The 18,607-nt window shown below is 42.8% G+C and carries 23 protein-coding genes and 1 pseudogene; 9 read left to right on the top strand and 15 right to left on the bottom strand.

Annotated features, from left to right (window positions below; translation table 11 throughout):
* The 3 genes and pseudogenes from H525_RS24585 to H525_RS0117210 all read left to right on the top strand — a co-directional run.
* The coding region (locus tag H525_RS24585; protein ID WP_035101780.1) for an IS3 family transposase at positions 1-470 on the top strand (470 nt) is incomplete at its 5' end.
* A gap of 31 nt (positions 471-501) precedes the next feature.
* Positions 502-723: pseudogene (locus tag H525_RS29705) on the top strand (IS701 family transposase); the annotation flags it as partial.
* 139 nt (positions 724-862) lie between these two features.
* Positions 863-1,171, top strand: coding sequence for a hypothetical protein (locus H525_RS0117210; protein WP_027417196.1), 309 nt, complete (start codon positions 863-865; stop codon positions 1,169-1,171).
* A gap of 34 nt (positions 1,172-1,205) precedes the next feature.
* On the opposite strand, the gene H525_RS27545 is transcribed toward H525_RS0117210, so the two are convergent.
* From H525_RS27545 to H525_RS0117200, 3 genes are all read right to left on the bottom strand, one after another.
* Positions 1,206-1,385: a hypothetical protein gene (locus H525_RS27545; protein ID WP_155837389.1), complete on the bottom strand. Its 180-nt coding sequence runs from the start codon at positions 1,383-1,385 to the stop codon at positions 1,206-1,208.
* 244 nt (positions 1,386-1,629) lie between these two features.
* Positions 1,630-2,334: a PIG-L deacetylase family protein gene (locus tag H525_RS0117205; RefSeq protein WP_027417195.1), complete on the bottom strand. Its 705-nt coding sequence runs from the start codon at positions 2,332-2,334 to the stop codon at positions 1,630-1,632.
* 124 nt (positions 2,335-2,458) lie between these two features.
* Positions 2,459-3,385, bottom strand: coding sequence for a DMT family transporter (locus tag H525_RS0117200; protein WP_027417194.1), 927 nt, complete (start codon positions 3,383-3,385; stop codon positions 2,459-2,461).
* A 256-nt stretch (positions 3,386-3,641) separates the two neighbouring features.
* On the opposite strand from H525_RS0117200, the gene H525_RS29210 reads away from it, so the two are divergent.
* A complete protein-coding gene (locus H525_RS29210) occupies positions 3,642-3,791 on the top strand; it encodes a thioredoxin family protein (protein ID WP_425387722.1) in 150 nt (49 codons plus the stop codon).
* A 113-nt stretch (positions 3,792-3,904) separates the two neighbouring features.
* On the opposite strand, the gene H525_RS0117190 is transcribed toward H525_RS29210, so the two are convergent.
* Positions 3,905-4,903, bottom strand: a complete 999-nt coding sequence (locus tag H525_RS0117190; RefSeq protein ID WP_027417193.1) for a zinc-dependent alcohol dehydrogenase family protein — start codon at positions 4,901-4,903, stop codon at positions 3,905-3,907.
* A 197-nt stretch (positions 4,904-5,100) separates the two neighbouring features.
* Between H525_RS0117190 and H525_RS0117185 the strand changes: the two genes are divergently transcribed.
* Together H525_RS0117185 and H525_RS0117180 are read left to right on the top strand one after the other, a co-directional pair.
* Positions 5,101-5,499 carry a DUF3054 domain-containing protein gene (locus H525_RS0117185; RefSeq protein ID WP_027417192.1) on the top strand — a complete coding sequence of 133 codons (399 nt, stop codon included), beginning with the start codon at positions 5,101-5,103 and terminating at the stop codon, positions 5,497-5,499.
* 631 nt (positions 5,500-6,130) lie between these two features.
* Positions 6,131-6,439 carry a hypothetical protein gene (locus H525_RS0117180; RefSeq protein WP_027417191.1) on the top strand — a complete coding sequence of 103 codons (309 nt, stop codon included), beginning with the start codon at positions 6,131-6,133 and terminating at the stop codon, positions 6,437-6,439.
* Positions 6,440-6,456: 17 nt separating this feature from the next.
* On the opposite strand, the gene H525_RS0117175 is transcribed toward H525_RS0117180, so the two are convergent.
* Positions 6,457-6,645 (bottom strand): hypothetical protein, encoded by a 189-nt coding sequence (locus tag H525_RS0117175; RefSeq protein WP_027417190.1) that lies wholly within the window; start codon positions 6,643-6,645, stop codon positions 6,457-6,459.
* 201 nt (positions 6,646-6,846) lie between these two features.
* Between H525_RS0117175 and H525_RS0117170 the strand changes: the two genes are divergently transcribed.
* On the top strand, positions 6,847-7,197 hold the full coding sequence (locus H525_RS0117170) for a dienelactone hydrolase family protein (protein ID WP_027417189.1): 351 nt from the start codon (positions 6,847-6,849) through the stop codon (positions 7,195-7,197).
* The gene (locus H525_RS29700) at positions 7,098-7,343 is read left to right on the top strand and encodes an alpha/beta fold hydrolase (RefSeq protein ID WP_081413473.1); all 246 of its coding nucleotides are present in this window, start codon (positions 7,098-7,100) and stop codon (positions 7,341-7,343) included. The genes H525_RS0117170 and H525_RS29700 overlap by 100 nt, the downstream gene beginning before the upstream one ends.
* 33 nt (positions 7,344-7,376) lie before the next feature.
* On the opposite strand, the gene H525_RS0117160 is transcribed toward H525_RS29700, so the two are convergent.
* Positions 7,377-7,589, bottom strand: coding sequence for a hypothetical protein (locus H525_RS0117160; RefSeq protein WP_027417188.1), 213 nt, complete (start codon positions 7,587-7,589; stop codon positions 7,377-7,379).
* A 105-nt stretch (positions 7,590-7,694) separates the two neighbouring features.
* On the opposite strand from H525_RS0117160, the gene H525_RS0117155 reads away from it, so the two are divergent.
* Positions 7,695-9,131 carry an MFS transporter gene (locus tag H525_RS0117155; protein WP_035101779.1) on the top strand — a complete coding sequence of 479 codons (1,437 nt, stop codon included), beginning with the start codon at positions 7,695-7,697 and terminating at the stop codon, positions 9,129-9,131.
* Positions 9,132-9,273: 142 nt separating this feature from the next.
* On the opposite strand, the gene H525_RS0117150 is transcribed toward H525_RS0117155, so the two are convergent.
* The 9 genes from H525_RS0117150 to H525_RS25785 form a co-directional block, all read right to left on the bottom strand.
* On the bottom strand, positions 9,274-9,651 hold the full coding sequence (locus tag H525_RS0117150) for a DUF2512 family protein (protein WP_027417186.1): 378 nt from the start codon (positions 9,649-9,651) through the stop codon (positions 9,274-9,276).
* 130 nt (positions 9,652-9,781) lie between these two features.
* Positions 9,782-10,501: a trehalose operon repressor gene (gene treR / locus H525_RS0117145; protein ID WP_027417185.1), complete on the bottom strand. Its 720-nt coding sequence runs from the start codon at positions 10,499-10,501 to the stop codon at positions 9,782-9,784.
* A gap of 23 nt (positions 10,502-10,524) precedes the next feature.
* Entirely contained in the window at positions 10,525-12,204 is a 1,680-nt protein-coding gene (gene treC / locus H525_RS0117140) for an alpha,alpha-phosphotrehalase (RefSeq protein WP_027417184.1), read from the bottom strand.
* Between the two features lie 23 nt (positions 12,205-12,227).
* Positions 12,228-13,634: a PTS system trehalose-specific EIIBC component gene (gene treP, locus H525_RS0117135; RefSeq protein WP_035101777.1), complete on the bottom strand. Its 1,407-nt coding sequence runs from the start codon at positions 13,632-13,634 to the stop codon at positions 12,228-12,230.
* A 272-nt stretch (positions 13,635-13,906) separates the two neighbouring features.
* Positions 13,907-14,893 carry an aldo/keto reductase gene (locus H525_RS0117130; RefSeq protein WP_027417182.1) on the bottom strand — a complete coding sequence of 329 codons (987 nt, stop codon included), beginning with the start codon at positions 14,891-14,893 and terminating at the stop codon, positions 13,907-13,909.
* Positions 14,894-14,916: 23 nt separating this feature from the next.
* A complete protein-coding gene (locus tag H525_RS27540; protein ID WP_155837388.1) occupies positions 14,917-15,066 on the bottom strand; it encodes an SDR family NAD(P)-dependent oxidoreductase in 150 nt (49 codons plus the stop codon).
* A 379-nt stretch (positions 15,067-15,445) separates the two neighbouring features.
* Positions 15,446-16,024 carry a 5' nucleotidase, NT5C type gene (locus H525_RS0117115; RefSeq protein WP_027417181.1) on the bottom strand — a complete coding sequence of 193 codons (579 nt, stop codon included), beginning with the start codon at positions 16,022-16,024 and terminating at the stop codon, positions 15,446-15,448.
* A gap of 222 nt (positions 16,025-16,246) precedes the next feature.
* A complete protein-coding gene (locus H525_RS0117110) occupies positions 16,247-17,317 on the bottom strand; it encodes an NAD(P)/FAD-dependent oxidoreductase (RefSeq protein WP_027417180.1) in 1,071 nt (356 codons plus the stop codon).
* 141 nt (positions 17,318-17,458) lie between these two features.
* Positions 17,459-18,463: a C40 family peptidase gene (locus H525_RS25785; RefSeq protein ID WP_027417179.1), complete on the bottom strand. Its 1,005-nt coding sequence runs from the start codon at positions 18,461-18,463 to the stop codon at positions 17,459-17,461.
* Between the last annotated feature and the right edge of the window lie 144 nt (positions 18,464-18,607).

Below are 18,607 nucleotides of genomic sequence, written 5' to 3'. Positions count from 1 at the left end.
TTCCAACGGATGAAGGATGGCTCTATCTCGCGAGTATTATGGATCTCTACCAGCGTGAAATTGTCGGTTGGTATGCGGATAAACAAATGACGAAAGCCTTAGTCCTCAAGGCGTTGGACAGGGCCTATGACAAAAAGAAGCCCAAAGGAAAAGTTCTTCACCACTCCGATCGAGGGAGTCAATATGCTTCTAAAGACTATCAGGATCGTCTGGAACAGTACAACATGATTGGTAGCATGAGCAGAAAAGGCAATTGCTATGACAACGCTTGTATTGAGTCTTTTCATAGCATTATTAAGAAAGAGCTAATTTACCTAAACAAGTTTAAGACCCGTGAAGAGGCTAAAAAACACATCTATGAGTATATAGAATTTTTTTACAATCGAAAAAGAATTCATTCGTCAATCGGATACTTCACACCCCTTCAATACGAACGTATGTACTATAACTCTATTAAAAATGCTGCCTAGATCTTTACTTTTTGTGTCCATTCTATTGACCTCATACCAAGTTCGTTCGGCGACCGCCTTTGTACGTCTTTAGGCGCTGCTAGCTTGGACGCATCTGTACTGCACCATCGGACTAAATCAGCCTTGCTTATTTGGCGAGGGTCTTCGTACCGTGCGTAAGCAAGTCAAACTCGATGTTGCTCAGTACGTTTACGCTTGCGGACAGAAGGGTATTCCCTTTCAAGTGGTTCAGGAGCGGTTAAAACTGGACTGACTCAACATTTGACATTTTTTGTATCCGTTTTTGCTCATTTATAGATAAAAGGACGATTATTAGGGTACTCAACTAAATCAAGACTTTATATTCCCTCATATTCTATAGAAAGTTATCAAAGTTAGGGGGGGATCAAAGAATGACTAATCTTCGTCAAACGTTGAATGAAAACATAGGGAAGTGGACAGTAATCAATACAAAGTCCGGTGCCTTTTACGGAAAAATTGAAAGCGTAAATAGTCAGGGCGTTACTGTGTTACTCCCTGACCATTATACTGTTCATCATCCTTCCGTTCAACTCATTGGGAAGAACATAAACGCTAAAGAAGAAGATGTTCATGCGGCACAAAGATTCTTTAGACGTCCGTTTTTTTTCAGACGACGCTTCCGTCGACTTTTCTTCCCATTCTTTTTTTTCAATCCATTCTTCTTTCCTTTCTTCATTTAATGGTGCTGTTGTTTCTTATTTGCCATGGATGATTCTAAATCCATGGTTTTTTAACCGTTAAGGAAAGTATATGTTGCTTTAACACTGTAAAGCAACATATACTTTCCTTCCATTGGTCACCCGAGAAAAACTCGCGGGAGTGTGCCGAACGTTGCTTTTTCAATGTGGAGCGTGTGGCCGGAAGGTCGATCAGACCGACAATTGTCTCCATCATTGAGGTACCCGGATGTTTTGTCGGTCCGACCTTCCGGTCACTAAGCGGCCGTTTCGCTTCCCTGCAGAAAAAGGACGAGCGGCAACGCCCGCGAGTTTTTCTTAGTTGGTTTTTTTAAATATGTCAATCGGGTCAACAACAAACTCTATTGGTTGATGCAGGACGGTAAAATAAAAAATTTGGTTAAACAACGTTCCAAAGATACGTGCACCCGCACACATTGGACGCATCCAAGTCCACCGTCTTAAACGCAAGCTAAGTCATCAGTAAAAAAGCCTTCCTTTTTATCCGGCCAGTATATTCCTCTCTGCCAAGCAAGCACAAATGATTCAGGCCGTATCTTTGTCTGCGGATGGTGCAGGTCACCGAATACCCTTTCGATCGATAGAATTTGAGACTCATGGGCGAGCAGGGCCTGCACCTTTATTTCTCTGTGCACGTTGCTGTCGAAGACAATGGAGGGAGAATGGCCCGCATGGAGTAAAGGCCGGCTTGCAGCATAGTACAGCTTCTGGACCTCCGGACATTTTTCGCTTACCACCGCTTCTCGCACCGCATGATGAATAGCCGTATGGTCCGGGTGACCGGAAATTCCGTCCTCCGGGAATGTTACAATAACCTGAGCATGCTGTTCGTTAATAAATGTTGCAACATCCTGTATTAATTGCTCCCGGTCAACCTGGGATAACTTCCCGTCCGGATAGGTCAATTGATGAAACGTATTTATTTTTATAATATCCAAAGCGGCGCGCAGTTCCAGTTTCCGTCTTTCCGCTAACTGTTCCCGTGTCATAGCGCCCAGCCGTCCGCTTTTTCCCGCCTCACCCCGGGTTGCGACAAAGAGTACGACTTCTTTTCCACGAACGGCGGCTTCATAAAATATCGAGGCGCCTACAAATGTCTCGTCGTCCGGATGCGCGAAAACACCTGCAATTTTAGTCTTTTCCAATATAGGTTTCCTCCCACAGTTTTTCAAAAATAACTAACATCCATAAATCAGCTTGCTTTTCCATGGCACGTTTTCCTGCGAACAAGAAGACAAGAGGAATGGCAGAATTATCGGGGTTTCTTTCCTACAATGATTCCGCAGCGTTTTGACAAACGTTTCGTTTTCCTTTAGAAGCACGAAAAGAACTCTGGTTAGCGATAAACACCCCGGACAATACAAGAAATCCCCCGATTACCTGGGCCGTACGGATCGCATCTCCCAGTACCCAGTGTCCCACAATCAGCGCAATGAACGGGGGAATGTTCATAAACATTGAAGCCGTACCTGCTCCGACAACAGACACCCCACGATTCCACCAAAACCCGGCCATGCCCTGGGCAATAATTCCGGCCGTACACATAAGCATCCAAAATAGCAGGCTATGACTCATTTCAATATGTCCGAAGATTGCTTCCCCCGCAGCTGCCGGAGCCATGAGGATACTGCCGAGAATGGTTGAAAAAATAGTCACTGCGTAGGACGACATACTGTGCGTGAGGCCCCGGATAAACAAAAGGCTTATCGACAAAGCCAGCATGGCAAACAACAAATATAAGTCGCCAGACGTTACTCCAAGCGACTCACCCTGAAATCCGACAATGACAATGACGCCGCCCAAACCAAACAGGGCTCCGATCACCTTCGTGAGGGTTAGCGGCACCTTTAAAAAGATTCGTTCTAAAATAGTGGTGGCTACCGGAGACATAGCAATGATAAGCGCCGCATTGGAAGCCGTTGATTGATGCAGGCCGGTAAAATAAAAAATCTGGTTGAACAGCGTCCCAAAAATCCCTGTCCCTGCCAGCAAGAACCACTCATGCTTCGTTGGACGACGCAGGCCCCCAACTTTTAACGCTACAAAAAACAGAAAAAGGGAGGTCATAGAAATTCTGGCGAACGATAGAAAGATAGGTGAAAAAGCACGCAGGAGAAATGCGCTCACTACATAATTGCATCCCCACAGTAGAGAAACACCAAAAAGGCCCAATAGGGCCGATTTCTGTACAGACATATTAACCATATCATCCTTTCTAGATTTGAATTTCCCTAATCGGGCACCCCGCGCCTATGTACATTAAAACGTAACGAAGTCCCGTCTTAAACGACAGAAGACCATCCAGGCCAAAAATGCAAAGGATGATATCAAACAACATACAATGCCAATTTAACACCATAATTATACTCTTTTAGTGATAAAAAAGCATCCCTATGTCCTTTTATCTTGTTAGAGAAGCCTTACAGTGGTTTGAAGACTTGTTGTATTCCGGGTGCTCGCGGAGGCCGCCATTCCCTTTGTGATTTTTACGGATGCAAACGTCAATGTGCTCGGGAAATGGGGACCACGCCCGGCCAACGTGCAGGCGATTATGACCGCTTTTAAAAAAGAGAATCCGGACCGCAATGTCGAACTACGATGAAAAAAAGACAGCTATGCTCCAGGAATATGGCGAAGATACCGGATATCAGGAGACGATTGTGAAAGAACTGCATCAGCTCCTGCGGCTGATGCTAGCCTTACTTTCTCATACGTTTAAAAATTTTCGTTTACTAATGTCACTTTTCCTACTGCCTTCCCTGACTCCAAATGCCGGTGTGCAGCAGCCACTTCCGCAAAACTGAATGTCTTTGCATCTAGTAGCGGGCGCAGTTTTCCTTCATTCACTAATTTTGTTACCTGTTCTAAAATGTAGCCGTGGCGTTCACGATTGACTCCGGTAACAATGGACAGAAGCATAAAAACAACATGAAGGCTGAGTCCCTTTGCATGAAGAGGGCTTAAATCATGGGTAGAGCGTGCAGCAATCGTAACGACAGTCCCGTTCATGGCCGCGGCCTCAAACGACCGATCCAGATTCTTTCCGCCAACCGTATCAAATACGACATCAAATCCTTTTCCTTCCGTATATTTATTTACATATTCCTCCACCGTTTCATCACGGTAGCATATCGTAAAATCCGCTCCTAATTGCTTGCCTATCTCCAGCTTGTCTGGCGAGGAAGCAGTGGTGTAAACTTTTGCACCTGCCCATTTCGCCAATTGAATCCCAACATGCCCCACGCCCCCGGCTGAGCCGTGGACCAGAACGTTCTGTCCGGCCTGAATGTTCGCTCTATCGAAGAGCGCCAGCCAGGCGGTAATCGAAACCAATGGAAGAGCGGCTGCCTCTCTCATCGTCAGTGACGGTGGCTTATGGGCAATCAAAGCAGAATCGGCCAGCATATAGTCCGCAAGGGCACCGCCCGTGCCTTTGAATCCTCCGGCACAACCATACACTTCGTCACCTGGTTTAAATGATGTTACGCCTTCCCCCACTTCTTCAACTACTCCGGCGACATCTCCATGGAGAACAGCTGGAAAATCCGGGGACACTCCTTTTACGGCCCCCTGACGAACCTTACTATCAATTGGATTCACGCTTGACGCCGCTACCCGGATAAGAACGTGGCCAGGTTTTACCTCAGGCTTTGGTATCTCTGCCGGTTGAAAAACGGATGGGTCTCCAAATTCACGAATAACTTGGGCTTTCATGTTTCTCCTCCTTATGTAAATGCGACTATTCCTACTTCTATTGTAACAATATTATTCAACTTATACAGTTTTATTATCAATCACTTTTCACAAAGAAGTCACAATATCGATATAGTTTACGTAAAATTTCGTTTACAATATGGTTTGTACTTTAATAATAGGGATAACGATAAAAACAACAAAATGGAGGATTCGGCGTGGCAGCTAGAAAATGGACACTGATTATAGGGGATATGATTTGTTTTCTTTTGTTTATTCTGCTGGGAGACCGGGAGCATAGTATATCTATTAATATATTAGGGTTATTATCCAATCTGATCCCTTTTATTTTGGCATGGTTACTCGTTGGTTTTATTACGGGAATATACAAAAAAGAAGTTTTAGGTAGCATGAAGCGTGTTGTAGTACGAACTTTCATCACTTCACTGATTGCCAATCCTATCGGGGTTTTATTGCGTGCATTACTTCTAGGTCATGGCATTTCTATCCCATTTCTTATTGTGACGACGGTTTTTAATACGGCCTTATTAGTGATTTGGCGAACTGTATTCGCCTGGTTCTCAAACAAAAATTCTAAGCACTCGGGTAAAAAGTAAAAAAGTGCACGGCAAAACCCGGAAACCTTCACACTATTAGATTAACTTCATTTATGGCGTTCTGTACTATTGCGTTAAATCCATGTAATTCAAGGATTTGACGCTTTTTATTATTTTATGTTGCTTTATTGGATTGAAGAACATAAATTAATATAATAATAAACTAAATATATAAAGCATATATTTTCTTTTTTATCATAAAAATCCTGTAGAGCAAAGAGAAATTTTTATTAAATACAAGCATTTAACGGTATTGCAAGCTGCGAAATGTAACGTCCACGCAAGTGAATTCCAGAAAAATCTATTGGTCAATAAATATTTTGTAAATTAAAATGATTATCATACTTGAAGTTCATACAGGGGGATTACAGATGTAAGCAGCTTTAGACATACAGCAAACGGAGAACCAGCAGACTAAAAAGCAAATCCAAAGACTTTACCTTGATGGCTTTCAATGATTTTAAAACTCACCATTAAGCCAAGTCCATTGCCGTTTGTCTTTATTGTTCTTACTATTTTTATAAATTTCTTTATTTTCTTACAGAATGTAAAGAAGGGTAAGAAGGGACAGCCCTTTATTCATATCAAAGCTTGTTTGCTCATAATTTATTGAGTAGAGGGGGGACAGGCTATGCATCGATCTGCAAAAATCGGCCTTTTGTTTACAGGGGTCTTTATTATATTTATCTGGATTGGAGTAAACATAGGAATATCCAAGGCGAACGTTCCAGTGACCGGCATGGTTCAGACTTCCGGCAGCACGGCTGCCAAAAAAGCGACAAACTTGTCCGCTAATGAATATCAGGTGATATCGTTAAAAAAAGGTACGCTCTATGTCAAGCAAGTCAAATCCGGGGAACTCTGGGCGATTCACGATCAAGCGCTGATTCGGAAAGCGATTAGGGGTGAAATAAAAAGAGGCGATATGATTCGCCTGTAAACACCTTTTCATTCGCTTTATTCGATTTCAACTCTATTAACAATGGCCACGTAATGGGAGTTTGTTTGTTTAATTACCTGCTGAATTAATAATAAATCATTTGAGTAGCGCTTTTGATATTTATCAATACCTTCTTGAAGCGCTTCTCCGAGCGATTCACCGGCTTCAAGCTCATAGTTTATAATAAATTGTTCGATGATTTCCATTTTTAAACACCTACCTTGCTAATAGTGTTGTTTGATGAGGTATATTAGCTATCTATTTTATCTAGCTGCTTACTACTATTTTGGACAAAGATTGTATCTAGTAAACTTATATAATTCATAAAATTGTATGATACGATAAAATTGAAAAAATTTTGTTGGAGGTCCTGCGCATGGCATTACATAGACAATGGATACAGTTTAATGATTGAGAACAAATATGCGCTGTATACGTCTCGCCCGGCTAATTCCGGAAAACCACTGCCGGCTGTCATCGTAATCCAGGAGATTTGGGGGACGGACACGCACATTCCGGACCTGACTGACCGTTTTGCGAAGGCAGAATATCTTGCTGTCGCACCGGATTTATATACGACAAACGGGAAACGCCCTGACGTGGCCTCAACTGGCTACTGCATAGGCGGAGCCCCGTCTTGCAGGCGCCGTTGTATACTATGGAAATCTGCCGGGCACAGAACAGGTGGCAGACCGGCCGAGGGAATTCGGATATTCGACACCGTACGCTCATTCTGGCAGGAGAATATGACCAGGTGATCCCTCGTGTCCAGTGTGAACAGCTGCATAGAGATATAAAGAATTCCGTTTTTGTTATTATAACCGAAAGCGGACATTTTTTACACGAAGAAAAATGGCAGGAAGTCGATGAGGAGATCGTGCGTTTCTTGCATTTATCAAAGTAAACGAGTACCGGAAAGACTCGATTACGTACTGATTTATTTGCTGAACACGGCAGTAAATCTGTTTTTAAATTTACATTGGGGGCAGTATAGATCCATCTCTACTTTATTTTTTCCGATAAATGCAATGTTCGCCTCGATGACATCGCGCGGTTTGACCACGCTCGGAATAATACCAGCAATGTTTGCCTGCCAGATAAATATTTTTCCGCAATAAAAGCATTCATGTTCACCCTGTAGGATTTTCATTTTCTTCTCCTCCTTCCCCTGTCACTATATTATTTAGTATGCCATTCGGTAACCCGTGGAACGATAAGACAAAATACCCTTTAAAACTAGCAAGGGGGCTGCTCCATGGCTCAAAGTCAAATCGTTCAAATCAACGAATTACAAAAAAGGTGGTGGATTTTAGCCGGTGCCTCCATTGGAACGTTTATGGCCGCACTCGATGGGAGCATTATAAATGTCGCCCTGCCTTCCATATCTGATTCTTTACTGGCGTCCCTGCAGGTTGTTCAATGGGTTATCATCGCATATTTGCTTACGATCTGTTCTGTTCTACCTATCGTTTGGAAGCTGTCTGATGCATTCGGGAGGTATCTATTATATAACGTAGGGCTTATCGCATTTACAGTCAGTTCCCGACTGTGTGGTTTATCCAGTTCAGTTTCGGTGCTCATTGCCATGCGAATCATTCAGGGAATTGGTGCTGCTTTATTAGTGGGGGGCAATTATGTGATTATCGCCTCCATATTTCCAGGTTATGAACGCGGGCGCGCGATTGGCATTATAGGAGCCATGATTTCTCTCGGTTTTGTAACAGGGCCGGCCCTCGGTGGCTTTGTGGCAGGCAGCTATGGATGGAACTGTATTTTTTTATTGAATGTACCATTAGGCATTTTTGGATGGATCACAGGCTTTTTCATTTTCCCTAAAGAAAAAATCGGTACGAGAGTGAAAACATTCGATTACAAAGGACCGTTGCTCTATATAGTAGGGCTGCATTCATTTTTTTACACCCTTGCACATTTGGAAATGTGGGGATGGAAATCCATATCGACCTTGGTCGGTTTCTCTCTGTCCGTTTTTTCCTTTGTCCTGTTCTATTTGAAAAAATTCCATACATCTATACCGCTGCTCGATTTCTCCCTATATCGTATACAATTGTTTCGAATCGGTACGATCACCGGTTTTTTATCTTTTGCTGCTTTATTCTGTTCCAATGTGCTGCTGCCTTTCTATATGCAGGAGGTCTTACATTTAACGCCGGCAGTCATTGGATATACGATGATGGCTTATCCGTTAACGATGGTTATCATGGCTCGTTTATCGGGTTGGCTGTCAGACAGAGCTGGCTCTTTTTTCCTCATCAATCTGGGGCTTATGGTAAATACTCTGGGATTTGTACAGCTTGCCACATTACCTGTTACGGCATCTTCCTGGCTCATTGCGTTCCATCTTGCGTTTTTTGGAATTGGGTATGGCATGTTTCAATCAACCAATCATGCCAATGTGATCGACTCTGTCCCGAAAAAACAACTGGGTGCTGCGGCAGGAATGAATGCTCTTGTAACAAATTTGGGCATGCTGCTCGGAATATCGGTATCGATTTCCTTATTTTCAACCCGGCTTCATCGTTTGACCCACCAATCGGCTCCCCTGCCGGTCGAAGGAACACAGCACCCGCTTGCTTTCGTTTCTGCTTTACATACGGTATGTTGGGTAGCTGCCGGAATAAGTATTACCGCATTGTTTTTCTCAAGTAAAAATTTACAAAAATGCAATGTTTAATATGGACTGCAAGGTTATCGGCAGTAAAAAGCTACTCATAAAAAAAGATGCCCGAAAGCATCCCAAGAGAGAAAAATTATATGATGAACACTCCCCCACCTAGCGCGTAGCGCTTGAAGATGGGGGGTTCTCACATGTCATGTTAAATTTTATTTATCATCCGATTTAGATTCATTTTTCTTCCATAGATAACTTTTTCGACATACACATGATAAACAAATTCTTCAATCGTAATAAAAATCGAAATCATGGTAAAAACGAACACATGAACAGGTACTCCGAATGCCTTTGTTACTAACCATATTCCTAAAAATGTTAGGATAAAATCGGAAACGGTCGCGGTTTTCATTCCGAATCGGGGAAGAATAAATAAATCTCCCAGCAGGTAGGACATGACAGACAGAAGTAAACTCATTTCAACGACAACCATAAAAGGCTGGTTAAAAACGAGGCCGATAAAAATATAAAAATTAAATAAAAATCTTATGAATTTAATTCCCAATGCTTTGATGTGATCCACAGCCTTTACCCTCCTCTATCTGCATCAGTAAATAGTTTGAACGATTTTGCTAAAAATATGACCGACGCAAAAATTGAGGGAGATAAAAACATTGAGGAAATCAACATGAATGGGGGCGGACCAGTCGCTTTTATGGTTTATGGTTCCTTCGCGCAAAATCAACGAATCTGAATTTATCCGGCCGGTGTCTTGATTCCGTGTACTGAAACAAGGTTGCATCATCGAGATAGACATAGTTTTTCACAACGACCATCGATTGATATCCTTCCACATCCAAATACTTTCGATCCTCGTCTGTGGTGTCTTCGACGGAAATTTCCTTTTTCGCAAAACTTATCGTAAGCCCGAGCCGATTCTCCAAGTAGTCGTAAATCGAATGTTCACAAATGGCTTGCGTTAACTCCGGCACGAATTTTTTCGACAGGAAATCTTTATCGAGAATTATTTTTTCGCCCTCGATTTCTCTGGAGCGTATAACCTTCCACACTTGTTCTTCGTCAGAAGTGTTTAACTGATCCATCAGATAATCATCGGGTGTAATTAATTCCAAAACGTGGACCACCGTGTTTGACTGTTTTCCCATCTTATTCGCCAGTTCCCTAAAGCTAACTAATCCCGATATTGGAAAATTAAATTTGCTCATATCGAGCACAAGGGAACCTTTTCCCTGGATTTTTTGAATGTATCCATTCTGGGATAACAAGTTCAGTGCCTTCCGAATCGTTTCCCTCGATACTCCGTATTGTTCAACGAGCTCATTTTCCGAAGGTAGCTTTCGATTCGGTTTAATGATTCCATTTTGAATTTGGTTTGCAATGTCATGATAAATCGTAAAATACTTATTTTGCATCGTATACCACCCGTATTATCTTATCACTTTTTAAGATAATAAACGACGGATTCATATGGCCGTAATTCGATTTTTGTAAAATCAGCCGGAGAATCAGGATAGTTGGAAAGCAATATGTGGACTTCCATATCATTTAACTGCAGCTCAGCAGGTAATTCAAAAGCTGTTTCTTTGCCGTAAAAGTTACTAATAACAAGTAACGTTTCATTATGGTATGTTCTGGTATACGAAAAAATATCAGGATGATCTTCCAGGATCAACCGATAATCCCCGTGAGTGATAACTTCTACGTCTTTCCTAAGTTTAATTAATGTCTGATAATGATAAAAAATCGAATCGCGATCCCGAAGTGCTGCATCCACATTAATTTTTTTATAATTGTCCGCTACATGAATCCAGGGTGTTCCCGTTGTAAATCCGGCATGCTGGCTTGCGTCCCACTGCATCGGTGTACGCGAATTATCTCTCGACTTTCTCTTGATAATTTCGAGGATTTCTTTTTCATTCCTACCCTTTTCTTTAAGAATATGATACATATTTAGCGTTTCCACATCACGGTAGTCATCGATCGTATCAAATTTAGGATTGGTCATGCCAATTTCTTCCCCCTGGTAAATATAAGGGGTTCCCTGCATCATATGGATTGTTGTCGCCAGCATTTTTGCGGATTCTTTCCAATACTGCTGGTCATTTCCGTAGCGGGTTACAATTCTCGGCTGATCATGGTTGCACCAGAACAGCGCATTCCAGCCATTTCCCCGGTGCATTTCCACCTGCCATTTCGATAAAATTTTCTTTAACGAAAGAAAATCAAAATCGGCAATAGCCCATTTCTCACCGTTCGGATAATCCACTTTTAAATGGTGAAAATTAAACGTCATATTTAGCTCATGCCGCTCCGGATTTGTATATTTCACACAGTTATCGATCGTCGTTGAAGACATTTCCCCGACCGTCATGCTATCGTATTTCGAGAATACCTCCCGGTTCATTTCATGAATATACTCATGCACGCGTGGGCCGTCTGTATAGAATTTCCTGCCATCACCCGTTTCATCGTCCGGGAATCTCTGGTCTTTGGAGATTAAATTGATGACATCAAGACGGAAGCCATCGACTCCTTTTTTAAACCAGTAGTGCATCATTTCATAGACTGTTTTTCTGACTTCTTCGTTTTCCCAGTTTAAATCTGCCTGTGTAACATCAAATAGGTGCAGGTAATATTGTCCGGTCTGCTCGTCATACTGCCAGGCGGAACCGCCAAATTTCGATTCCCAGTTATTCGGTTGCTTGCCGTTATTACCGTCTTTTCCGTCTTTCCAGATGTAAAAATCCCGATAAGGACTTTCCTTGGATTCCCTTGATTTTTTAAACCATTTGTGTTCAGTCGAGGTGTGATTTACCACAATATCCATGATGATTTTCATGTCTCTTTTGTGGGCTTCTGCAATCAGGTGATCGAAGTCCGCCATCGTTCCGAATTCTTCATGGATGTCATAATAATCGTTGATATCATATCCGTTGTCTTTTTGCGGTGATTTATAAATAGGGGTTAGCCAGATGACGTCGACCCCAAGTGTTTTCAAATAGTCCAGCTTTTCAATGACACCGGGCAAATCACCTACACCGTTTCCTGTTGTATCATTAAAACTTTTTGGGTATATTTGATAGACGACAGATTTCTTCCACCAAGGTTGCTTCATTTTCAACATCCTTATCTTTATAATTACGCTCTTTTAGCTTTTCCAAACAGATAGGTTAACACGAAAGGTACGACAATAGCGATAGCCATTCCAACAAAGAACGGACCCCATTTTTGCGGAAGAATCGATAAGAAGGCCGGAAGTCCACCAACGCCAACAGACGCTGCGATAACATGATTAATCGTAATAAATACCGCACCAAGTGCCGAACCAATAATGGCGCAAAAGAACGGAAATCTAAATCGTAAGTTCACACCAAACATGGCAGGTTCCGTAATTCCCAGATAAGCGGAAATCGCGGATGTCAGCGATAAGCCTTTTACCTTTTCATCTTTTGCGACAAACATCATCGCAAGCGAGGCGGAACCTTGGGCGATATTAGACAAAGCAAGGATCGGCCATAAGAATGTTCCACCGGTGCTTCCAATAAGCTGTAAATCCACGGCTAAGAATGTGTGGTGCATTCCTGTGATTACCAACGGGGCGTACAGCGCACCATAAATCAAGCCGCCAAGTGCCGCAAATTTATTAAATACAAACACGAGGCCTGTAGTCAGTGCGTTCGCGATACCGAACGTGATTGGGCCAATGACGATAAACGCTAAGAAACCTGTCACTAATAAAGCAATGGGTGCCACTACCAGCATCTTAAACGAGTCTGCCACGCGCTTATTTAAAGCGATTTCGATTTTGGCGAGGACATAGGACGCGATTAATACCGGTAAAACCTGTCCCTGATACCCAATTTTTGCAACGCTTAAACCGAACAGATTCCAGTAAGGAACGGTCCCTTTTCGCAGAGCATCACCATACCCCCATGCATTCAATAAAGCCGGGTGCACAAGCATGAGCCCGAGAACGATCCCCAATAATTCGCTTCCGCCAAACTTCTTCACCGCTGACCAGCCAATTAAACCGGGCAAGAACGTGAACGAAGTGTTGGCTATCAGGTTAATAATATCCGCAAGGTCTTTCGATGCCGGGTGAATATCGATAAAAGACTGATTTGCGTAGAAAATACCTTTTCCCGTTAAAATATTGTTTATCCCCATTAACAAACCGGCTGTAACGATAGCCGGCAGAATTGGAATGAAGATATCCGCCAGTGTTTTAACAGCACGTTGAATCGGGTTGAGGTTCTTTTCCGCCGCATCTTTAATTTCTTGTTTGGTAGCGTGCCCTATCCCGGCAATGTCAACAAGCTCATCATACGCCTTGTCCACAGTCCCCTGGCCGATAACCACCTGGAATTGCCCGTTGGCTGAGAAAGAGCCTTTTACTAAATCAATATTTTCAAGGGTTTCTTTGTCAACCTTGCCTTCATCCTTCAATGCAAATCGAAGCCTCGTAACACAATGAGTGGCCGCTGCAATATTGTCTTTTCCGCCAATGGCGTCGACAATTTGCTCCGTAGATTGCCTTATATCCATTTTACTTCCTCCTGTTATCGCTTACAAATTAAGCGCATTCAACTTCTTTAAAACTTGTATATACAAGATACATTGATAGTTTAACTTGTATGTACAAGTTCGTCAACAGAAAATTTTGCATTTATGTAAACGTTTTAAACCGCTTCTTTACGGAAAGTATCATTATTAAGGAAGAGGGAAAATCCCGGATCAGTAACTCAAAAAAATAGCCGTACTCACTATAGAAGTGGTACAGCAAATTTTCCAGTTTGGGCTTAACTACCCCCATATACTTAAAGATTAACACTTTTCATCGAAGCTTCAGGATACCGCCCTCCCGCTGTTATTCCCTGCGGTGCAGCTTTATTGATTTTATTTATGTCTGTCTCCGTTAATTTGATATCTAATGCCCCGACGTTTTCTTCTAAGTATTTTCTTCTTTTCGTGCCCGGAATCGGCACAATATCATCCCCCTGGGCTAACAACCAGGCCAAAGCCAACTGTGAAGGTTTACAACCCTTTTCTTCGGCAATTTCACGAATGCGGCTAACGAGTTCAAGATTCTTTTGAAAATTTTCTCCCTGGAAGCGCGGTGAAAAACGGCGGTAATCATCCTCAGCAAGATCATCAAACGATTTGATCTGTCCGGTTAAAAAGCCTCGGCCTAACGGGCTGTAGCAGACAAAGCCAATGCCTAATTCCCGTACTGTGGGCAGAATTTCATCTTCCACGTCCCGGCTCCAGAGCGAATACTCTGTCTGCAGGGCGGTAATCGGATGAACCTTGCTGGCTTTGCGAATCGTATTAGGCGCCGCTTCTGACATGCCGATATACCGGACTTTTCCTTCCTTTACTAAGTCAGACATCGCGCCAATTGTTTCTTCAATTGGTGTATTCGGATCCACTCTATGCTGATAATATAAATCGATGTAGTCTACTCCTAAACGGCGAAGGCTGGCTTCGCAAGCTTGCTTAACGTACTCAGGTCTTCCATTTACACCTTGAAACGATCCGTCTTGCCCTCTTACGTTGCCGAATTTTGTAGCAAGAACAACCTGGTCCCGGCGGCCTTTAATCGCTTTTCCAACCAGTTCTTCATTCCTTCCAACGCCATACATATCGGCCGTGTCGAGAAAATTAATACCTAATTCCAACGCTCGATGGATCGTGCGAATGGATTCTTCGTCATCCTGTCCGCTATAAAAATCCGACATCCCCATACAGCCAAGTCCCAGCGCAGAGACTACTAATTCCGATTTGCCTACTCTTCTTTTTTCCATGCTTTCGCCTACCTTTCCAGATTTTAAAGCCATTGTTCACTTTTTCGCGCGGACAAAGCGACGGCAGCCCCTTCACGCAACAAAGCTTCTGCCATGGTGAGTCCTAAGCCGCTTGACGCACCTGTGGCAAAGGCATGTACGTTTTGAAGTGATTTTTCTGTTGCTTTGGCCACCCGGGCGCACCTTCGTTACCTATAAATTTGCCTCTTTCCAATTAATTGATTCAATAATATTAACCTGAAATCCTTTTTTGATTGCAAACGGGTGTGTTTTTGCTGCTATATTCTTTCGGAATGCAAACACCCATAAGATGAAAATCGGCAATCCCCGGATTTTCTATTCCTATTTGGTTGCAGGATTGAAAGTGTTTGCCCAGTCGATTAAATTATTTTTACTTTACATAATATAAATATGGTAAAATAACCAGTGAATCTATCCTCTGGGAGAAATACAATGATTTATACCATACGTTGAAGTGACCCGGGATGGAGGGATTCCAGGCGCCGCCTATTTTGGTCCTCGTGAGTTTTTATATAAAACGAAACGTGGACGTTACTTTCCGCTTTTAACATGACCTTGCACGATTTTTTCCAATTCAGACCAACTGGAGATTCGCTGGTAGGGGGCATGCTGGTTATAGCAGGTGTCTTTAATACACACTTTCACGCCAGTTCCTGCAAAAGCGTCGAGAACATGCGGCTTGTCATCAAAAAACAAATCGAGTCCGATTTCTTTCGCTATGCCTGCCTTTTCTTCATCCTTCATCCCGATAAACAGATGGTCCTCCTGAAAAGGAAACTTGTATTTTTTTAGCCAGCTTACAGTGGCATCGCGGGCTGAATCTTCACGGGCTGTTATGTAGTAAATCTCATGTCCGTCCCTGGTAAGCTTGTTCAGTGCATCAGAGGAAAATTCAAGGGGAAGATTTTCTTCATGAATTCGATCCTGAAACTTGCGCCACAAATTATGCCCTTCTTCATGACTTAAGTTAAATGCATCATACACATGAAGGGTAGGGAAAGTGTCCACAAACTCATTCGTGACCTCGCGTTCTAAGTGTTCATTGAAGATGCGGGTAATCGTGTACCGTATATCATTTAACGTATCGTCAATATCAAACCCGATTTTCATTCGATTTTTCCTTCCTTTCTCTTATGTAACCTTCAAATCATTATACCTATATGCTACTGAATTCCATGGCGATAAACAAGGACGGGAAATTCCACTAGCGGTCTGGCAGGAAGAAAGCAAAAAACCACTGCAGACGGTTTAGACCGCTCATCTATTCCAGTGGTTTTTTTCTATGTGAGGGGACAAGCACCAGGACCTTTCTATTGCGCTATCCAAAGTGAATTACCCCATATGATGTTTATGCATCCAGAGTACACCGGATTTGACTACATTCGGGATTTTTCCAAGGAGTATATTATTATTGACCATACCAAATCCCGTTTTCTTGCCTAAATACCCTAACACGCCTTTTAATTTTATCGGTTCAGGGACAAACTGTTTATTTTGCCAGCTATCCAAAAAATATTGGCCTAACTGTTTCCCCTGGATATTTGACAGCTGAGCGCTTGGTGCGAATTCTGAGCTGGCACAGTCTCCAACCACGAAAATATTCTCGTAATAAGGCAGCTCATAATTTTCTTTTACAACGACCCTGTTGAGCCGGTCAGCGTTACTGTAGGCCAAAAGGGCATGGGAAACAGGATGTGGCTTAATGCCGGCTGCCCAGACACACAGGCGATAAGGCATGCATTTATTTTCAAATGAATAATGAATGTTCTTATCATCGATCAGCGTTACGCCAACATTTGTTTTGACTTCGATGTCGCTGTCTTCCAGATACGTCCGCACGAACTGCTGAATGCGCTCGGGCAGCGTCGGCAGTACCTGATTCGAACGCTCCAGCAGTGTAATGCGAAGTGTAGGGTGCTGTTCCCGCAAATCGGCGGCAAATTCAACAGCGGAAAGCCCGCCCCCTATAATTACCACACGGCTGTCTTCCGGTAGATTATCCACGGCCTTCCTCGTCTTCATCGCCTTGGCAAAAGACTGGATACTGTGCGTATATTCCTCGGCCCAGGGCACATTGAAATAGTTGTCAACAGACCCGAGAGCTACAATAAGCTGATCAAAATGAGTTTCGGTTGATTTTCCGATAACTTTATGGTTATAGACTTGTATTTCCTCCACTTCATCCTGTATATAGGTGATTCTCGGATGCTGCGGAAAAGGTGCCATTACTTTGTTTTCATTAAGCGACCCGCTGGCAAGAGCATAAAATTCCGGTTTTATTGTATGGGCTGAAAGTCTGTCGATAACATGAATATGGACATCGGATGGAATGTGCGAAAGAACTGTGTAGAGAAATGAAATTCCGCCGTATCCCGCTCCCAATAAAACAATCTCTTTCCCCATTGGCGATCACCTTTCTTTTCTATGCCGAAAGATTAAGTTTTCTTATTAATCATACCCTTTTGCCTTCATATCCACAACTTCCAGAGAAGGATGTCACAAGATTTTCATAACCATTTCCACATAGAAAAATAGTTGGCAGGGTTAAAGAAAACGTTTGGCACCGTAAAAAGGATAGTGGTTGAAATACCATGTAAGATCCTCCACAGTGACCTTGTCCGAACCTGAATGAGCCATTTTGTTATCGCCCAAATAAATGCCTACGTGGGTGACCATCCCTTTATTCATCGAATCGAAGAACAATAAATCTCCGGGTTTTAGGTCTTCTTTATTTGGGACATCCGTTCCCATTGTGTACTGGTCCGAGGAAATCCGGGGCAGCGTGATGCCCAACTGCGAATATACATAAGAGGTAAATCCGCTGCAATCAAACCCTTCGTCCGGGGTATTGCCCCCTAATTTATAAGGAACGCCCAGTAAAGGACTTACAATCTCTCCTACGCGCCCTGAATTTTCAGGGACCTGGTTATTATATGTATTCGTTGACGTGTTATTTCCCGTATGTACATCCGCTTGCGATACATCCGCCGCCGGTGCCCCTGCTGCATTTGTTGCAGCATTTCCATGAGCGCCTTGATTTTCTCCTCCTCCATCATTCATCACGGAATTATCGGCAGAAAATGAAGGTTCATAAAACGTTCGGCTAACAGAGCGGCTTGCCAATGTTTGTACGCCGTTGTCTGTTGGAGCCTCCGTGCTTTTCGCAGCAACGGATTTTGTAGTTTTGCCGGAACCTTTGCTCGAATTTTGACTAAAATTTTTACTAGATGCTTTACTAGAGGTTTTACCGGAAGTTTTACTTGAGCTTTTACTTGAATTAACTTTGGCAGTTGCAGCGGTACCCGGCTTTGTACTTTTCGCGCCCTTTGGTATATCCGGTTTTGCAGAACCTGGAATAATCAGGACTTGTCCGTCCATAATGGTGTCGCTCGTTAAACCATTGGCTTTCTTCAACTCAGCAACCGACACATGATATTGCCTGCTAATCTTGTAAAGTGTATCCGTTTTAGTAACAGAATAAGAAGCAGCCGATACAGGCGAAGCAATTGCCATCGAAAGAAGGACAATACCCGCGAGTTTCTTCTTCATCTTTATCACCATCCCTAGCATTCGTCTGCTTTTACCAAATAAATTCATGTATTCTGTCGAATTCTATGAGATGTGTTTGAGAAATATTTGGTAGCATTGTAGCTGTCCTATCCCTATTCTATCTGGAAATCTAGTATTTGTGTA

Origin of the sequence: Aneurinibacillus terranovensis DSM 18919 (assembly GCF_000430625.1) — a bacterium.
GTDB classification, from domain to species: domain Bacteria; phylum Bacillota; class Bacilli; order Aneurinibacillales; family Aneurinibacillaceae; genus Aneurinibacillus_B; species Aneurinibacillus_B terranovensis.
This window is presented reverse-complemented; position numbering and strand designations above follow the sequence as displayed.

Excerpts from the sequence above, each read along its gene's own strand:
- H525_RS0117110 (WP_027417180.1), bottom strand. The coding sequence starts at position 17,317 with ATGGGGAAAGAGATTGTTTTATTGGGAGCGGGATACGGCGGAATTTCA.
- H525_RS0117200 (WP_027417194.1), bottom strand. The coding sequence starts at position 3,385 with ATGTCTGTACAGAAATCGGCCCTATTGGGCCTTTTTGGTGTTTCTCTA.
- H525_RS27545 (WP_155837389.1), bottom strand. The coding sequence starts at position 1,385 with ATGATGGAGACAATTGTCGGTCTGATCGACCTTCCGGCCACACGCTCC.
- H525_RS0117115 (WP_027417181.1), bottom strand. The coding sequence starts at position 16,024 with ATGAAAATCGGGTTTGATATTGACGATACGTTAAATGATATACGGTAC.
- H525_RS25785 (WP_027417179.1), bottom strand. The coding sequence starts at position 18,463 with ATGAAGAAGAAACTCGCGGGTATTGTCCTTCTTTCGATGGCAATTGCT.
- H525_RS0117155 (WP_035101779.1), top strand. The coding sequence starts at position 7,695 with ATGGCTCAAAGTCAAATCGTTCAAATCAACGAATTACAAAAAAGGTGG.
- H525_RS0117210 (WP_027417196.1), top strand. The coding sequence starts at position 863 with ATGACTAATCTTCGTCAAACGTTGAATGAAAACATAGGGAAGTGGACA.
- H525_RS0117190 (WP_027417193.1), bottom strand. The coding sequence starts at position 4,903 with ATGAAAGCCCAAGTTATTCGTGAATTTGGAGACCCATCCGTTTTTCAA.
- H525_RS0117180 (WP_027417191.1), top strand. The coding sequence starts at position 6,131 with ATGCATCGATCTGCAAAAATCGGCCTTTTGTTTACAGGGGTCTTTATT.
- H525_RS0117130 (WP_027417182.1), bottom strand. The coding sequence starts at position 14,893 with ATGGAAAAAAGAAGAGTAGGCAAATCGGAATTAGTAGTCTCTGCGCTG.
- treR (WP_027417185.1), bottom strand. The coding sequence starts at position 10,501 with ATGCAAAATAAGTATTTTACGATTTATCATGACATTGCAAACCAAATT.
- treP (WP_035101777.1), bottom strand. The coding sequence starts at position 13,634 with ATGGATATAAGGCAATCTACGGAGCAAATTGTCGACGCCATTGGCGGA.
- H525_RS0117170 (WP_027417189.1), top strand. The coding sequence starts at position 6,847 with ATGATTGAGAACAAATATGCGCTGTATACGTCTCGCCCGGCTAATTCC.
- H525_RS0117175 (WP_027417190.1), bottom strand. The coding sequence starts at position 6,645 with ATGGAAATCATCGAACAATTTATTATAAACTATGAGCTTGAAGCCGGT.
- H525_RS0117160 (WP_027417188.1), bottom strand. The coding sequence starts at position 7,589 with ATGAAAATCCTACAGGGTGAACATGAATGCTTTTATTGCGGAAAAATA.
- treC (WP_027417184.1), bottom strand. The coding sequence starts at position 12,204 with ATGAAGCAACCTTGGTGGAAGAAATCTGTCGTCTATCAAATATACCCA.
- H525_RS29700 (WP_081413473.1), top strand. The coding sequence starts at position 7,098 with ATGGAAATCTGCCGGGCACAGAACAGGTGGCAGACCGGCCGAGGGAAT.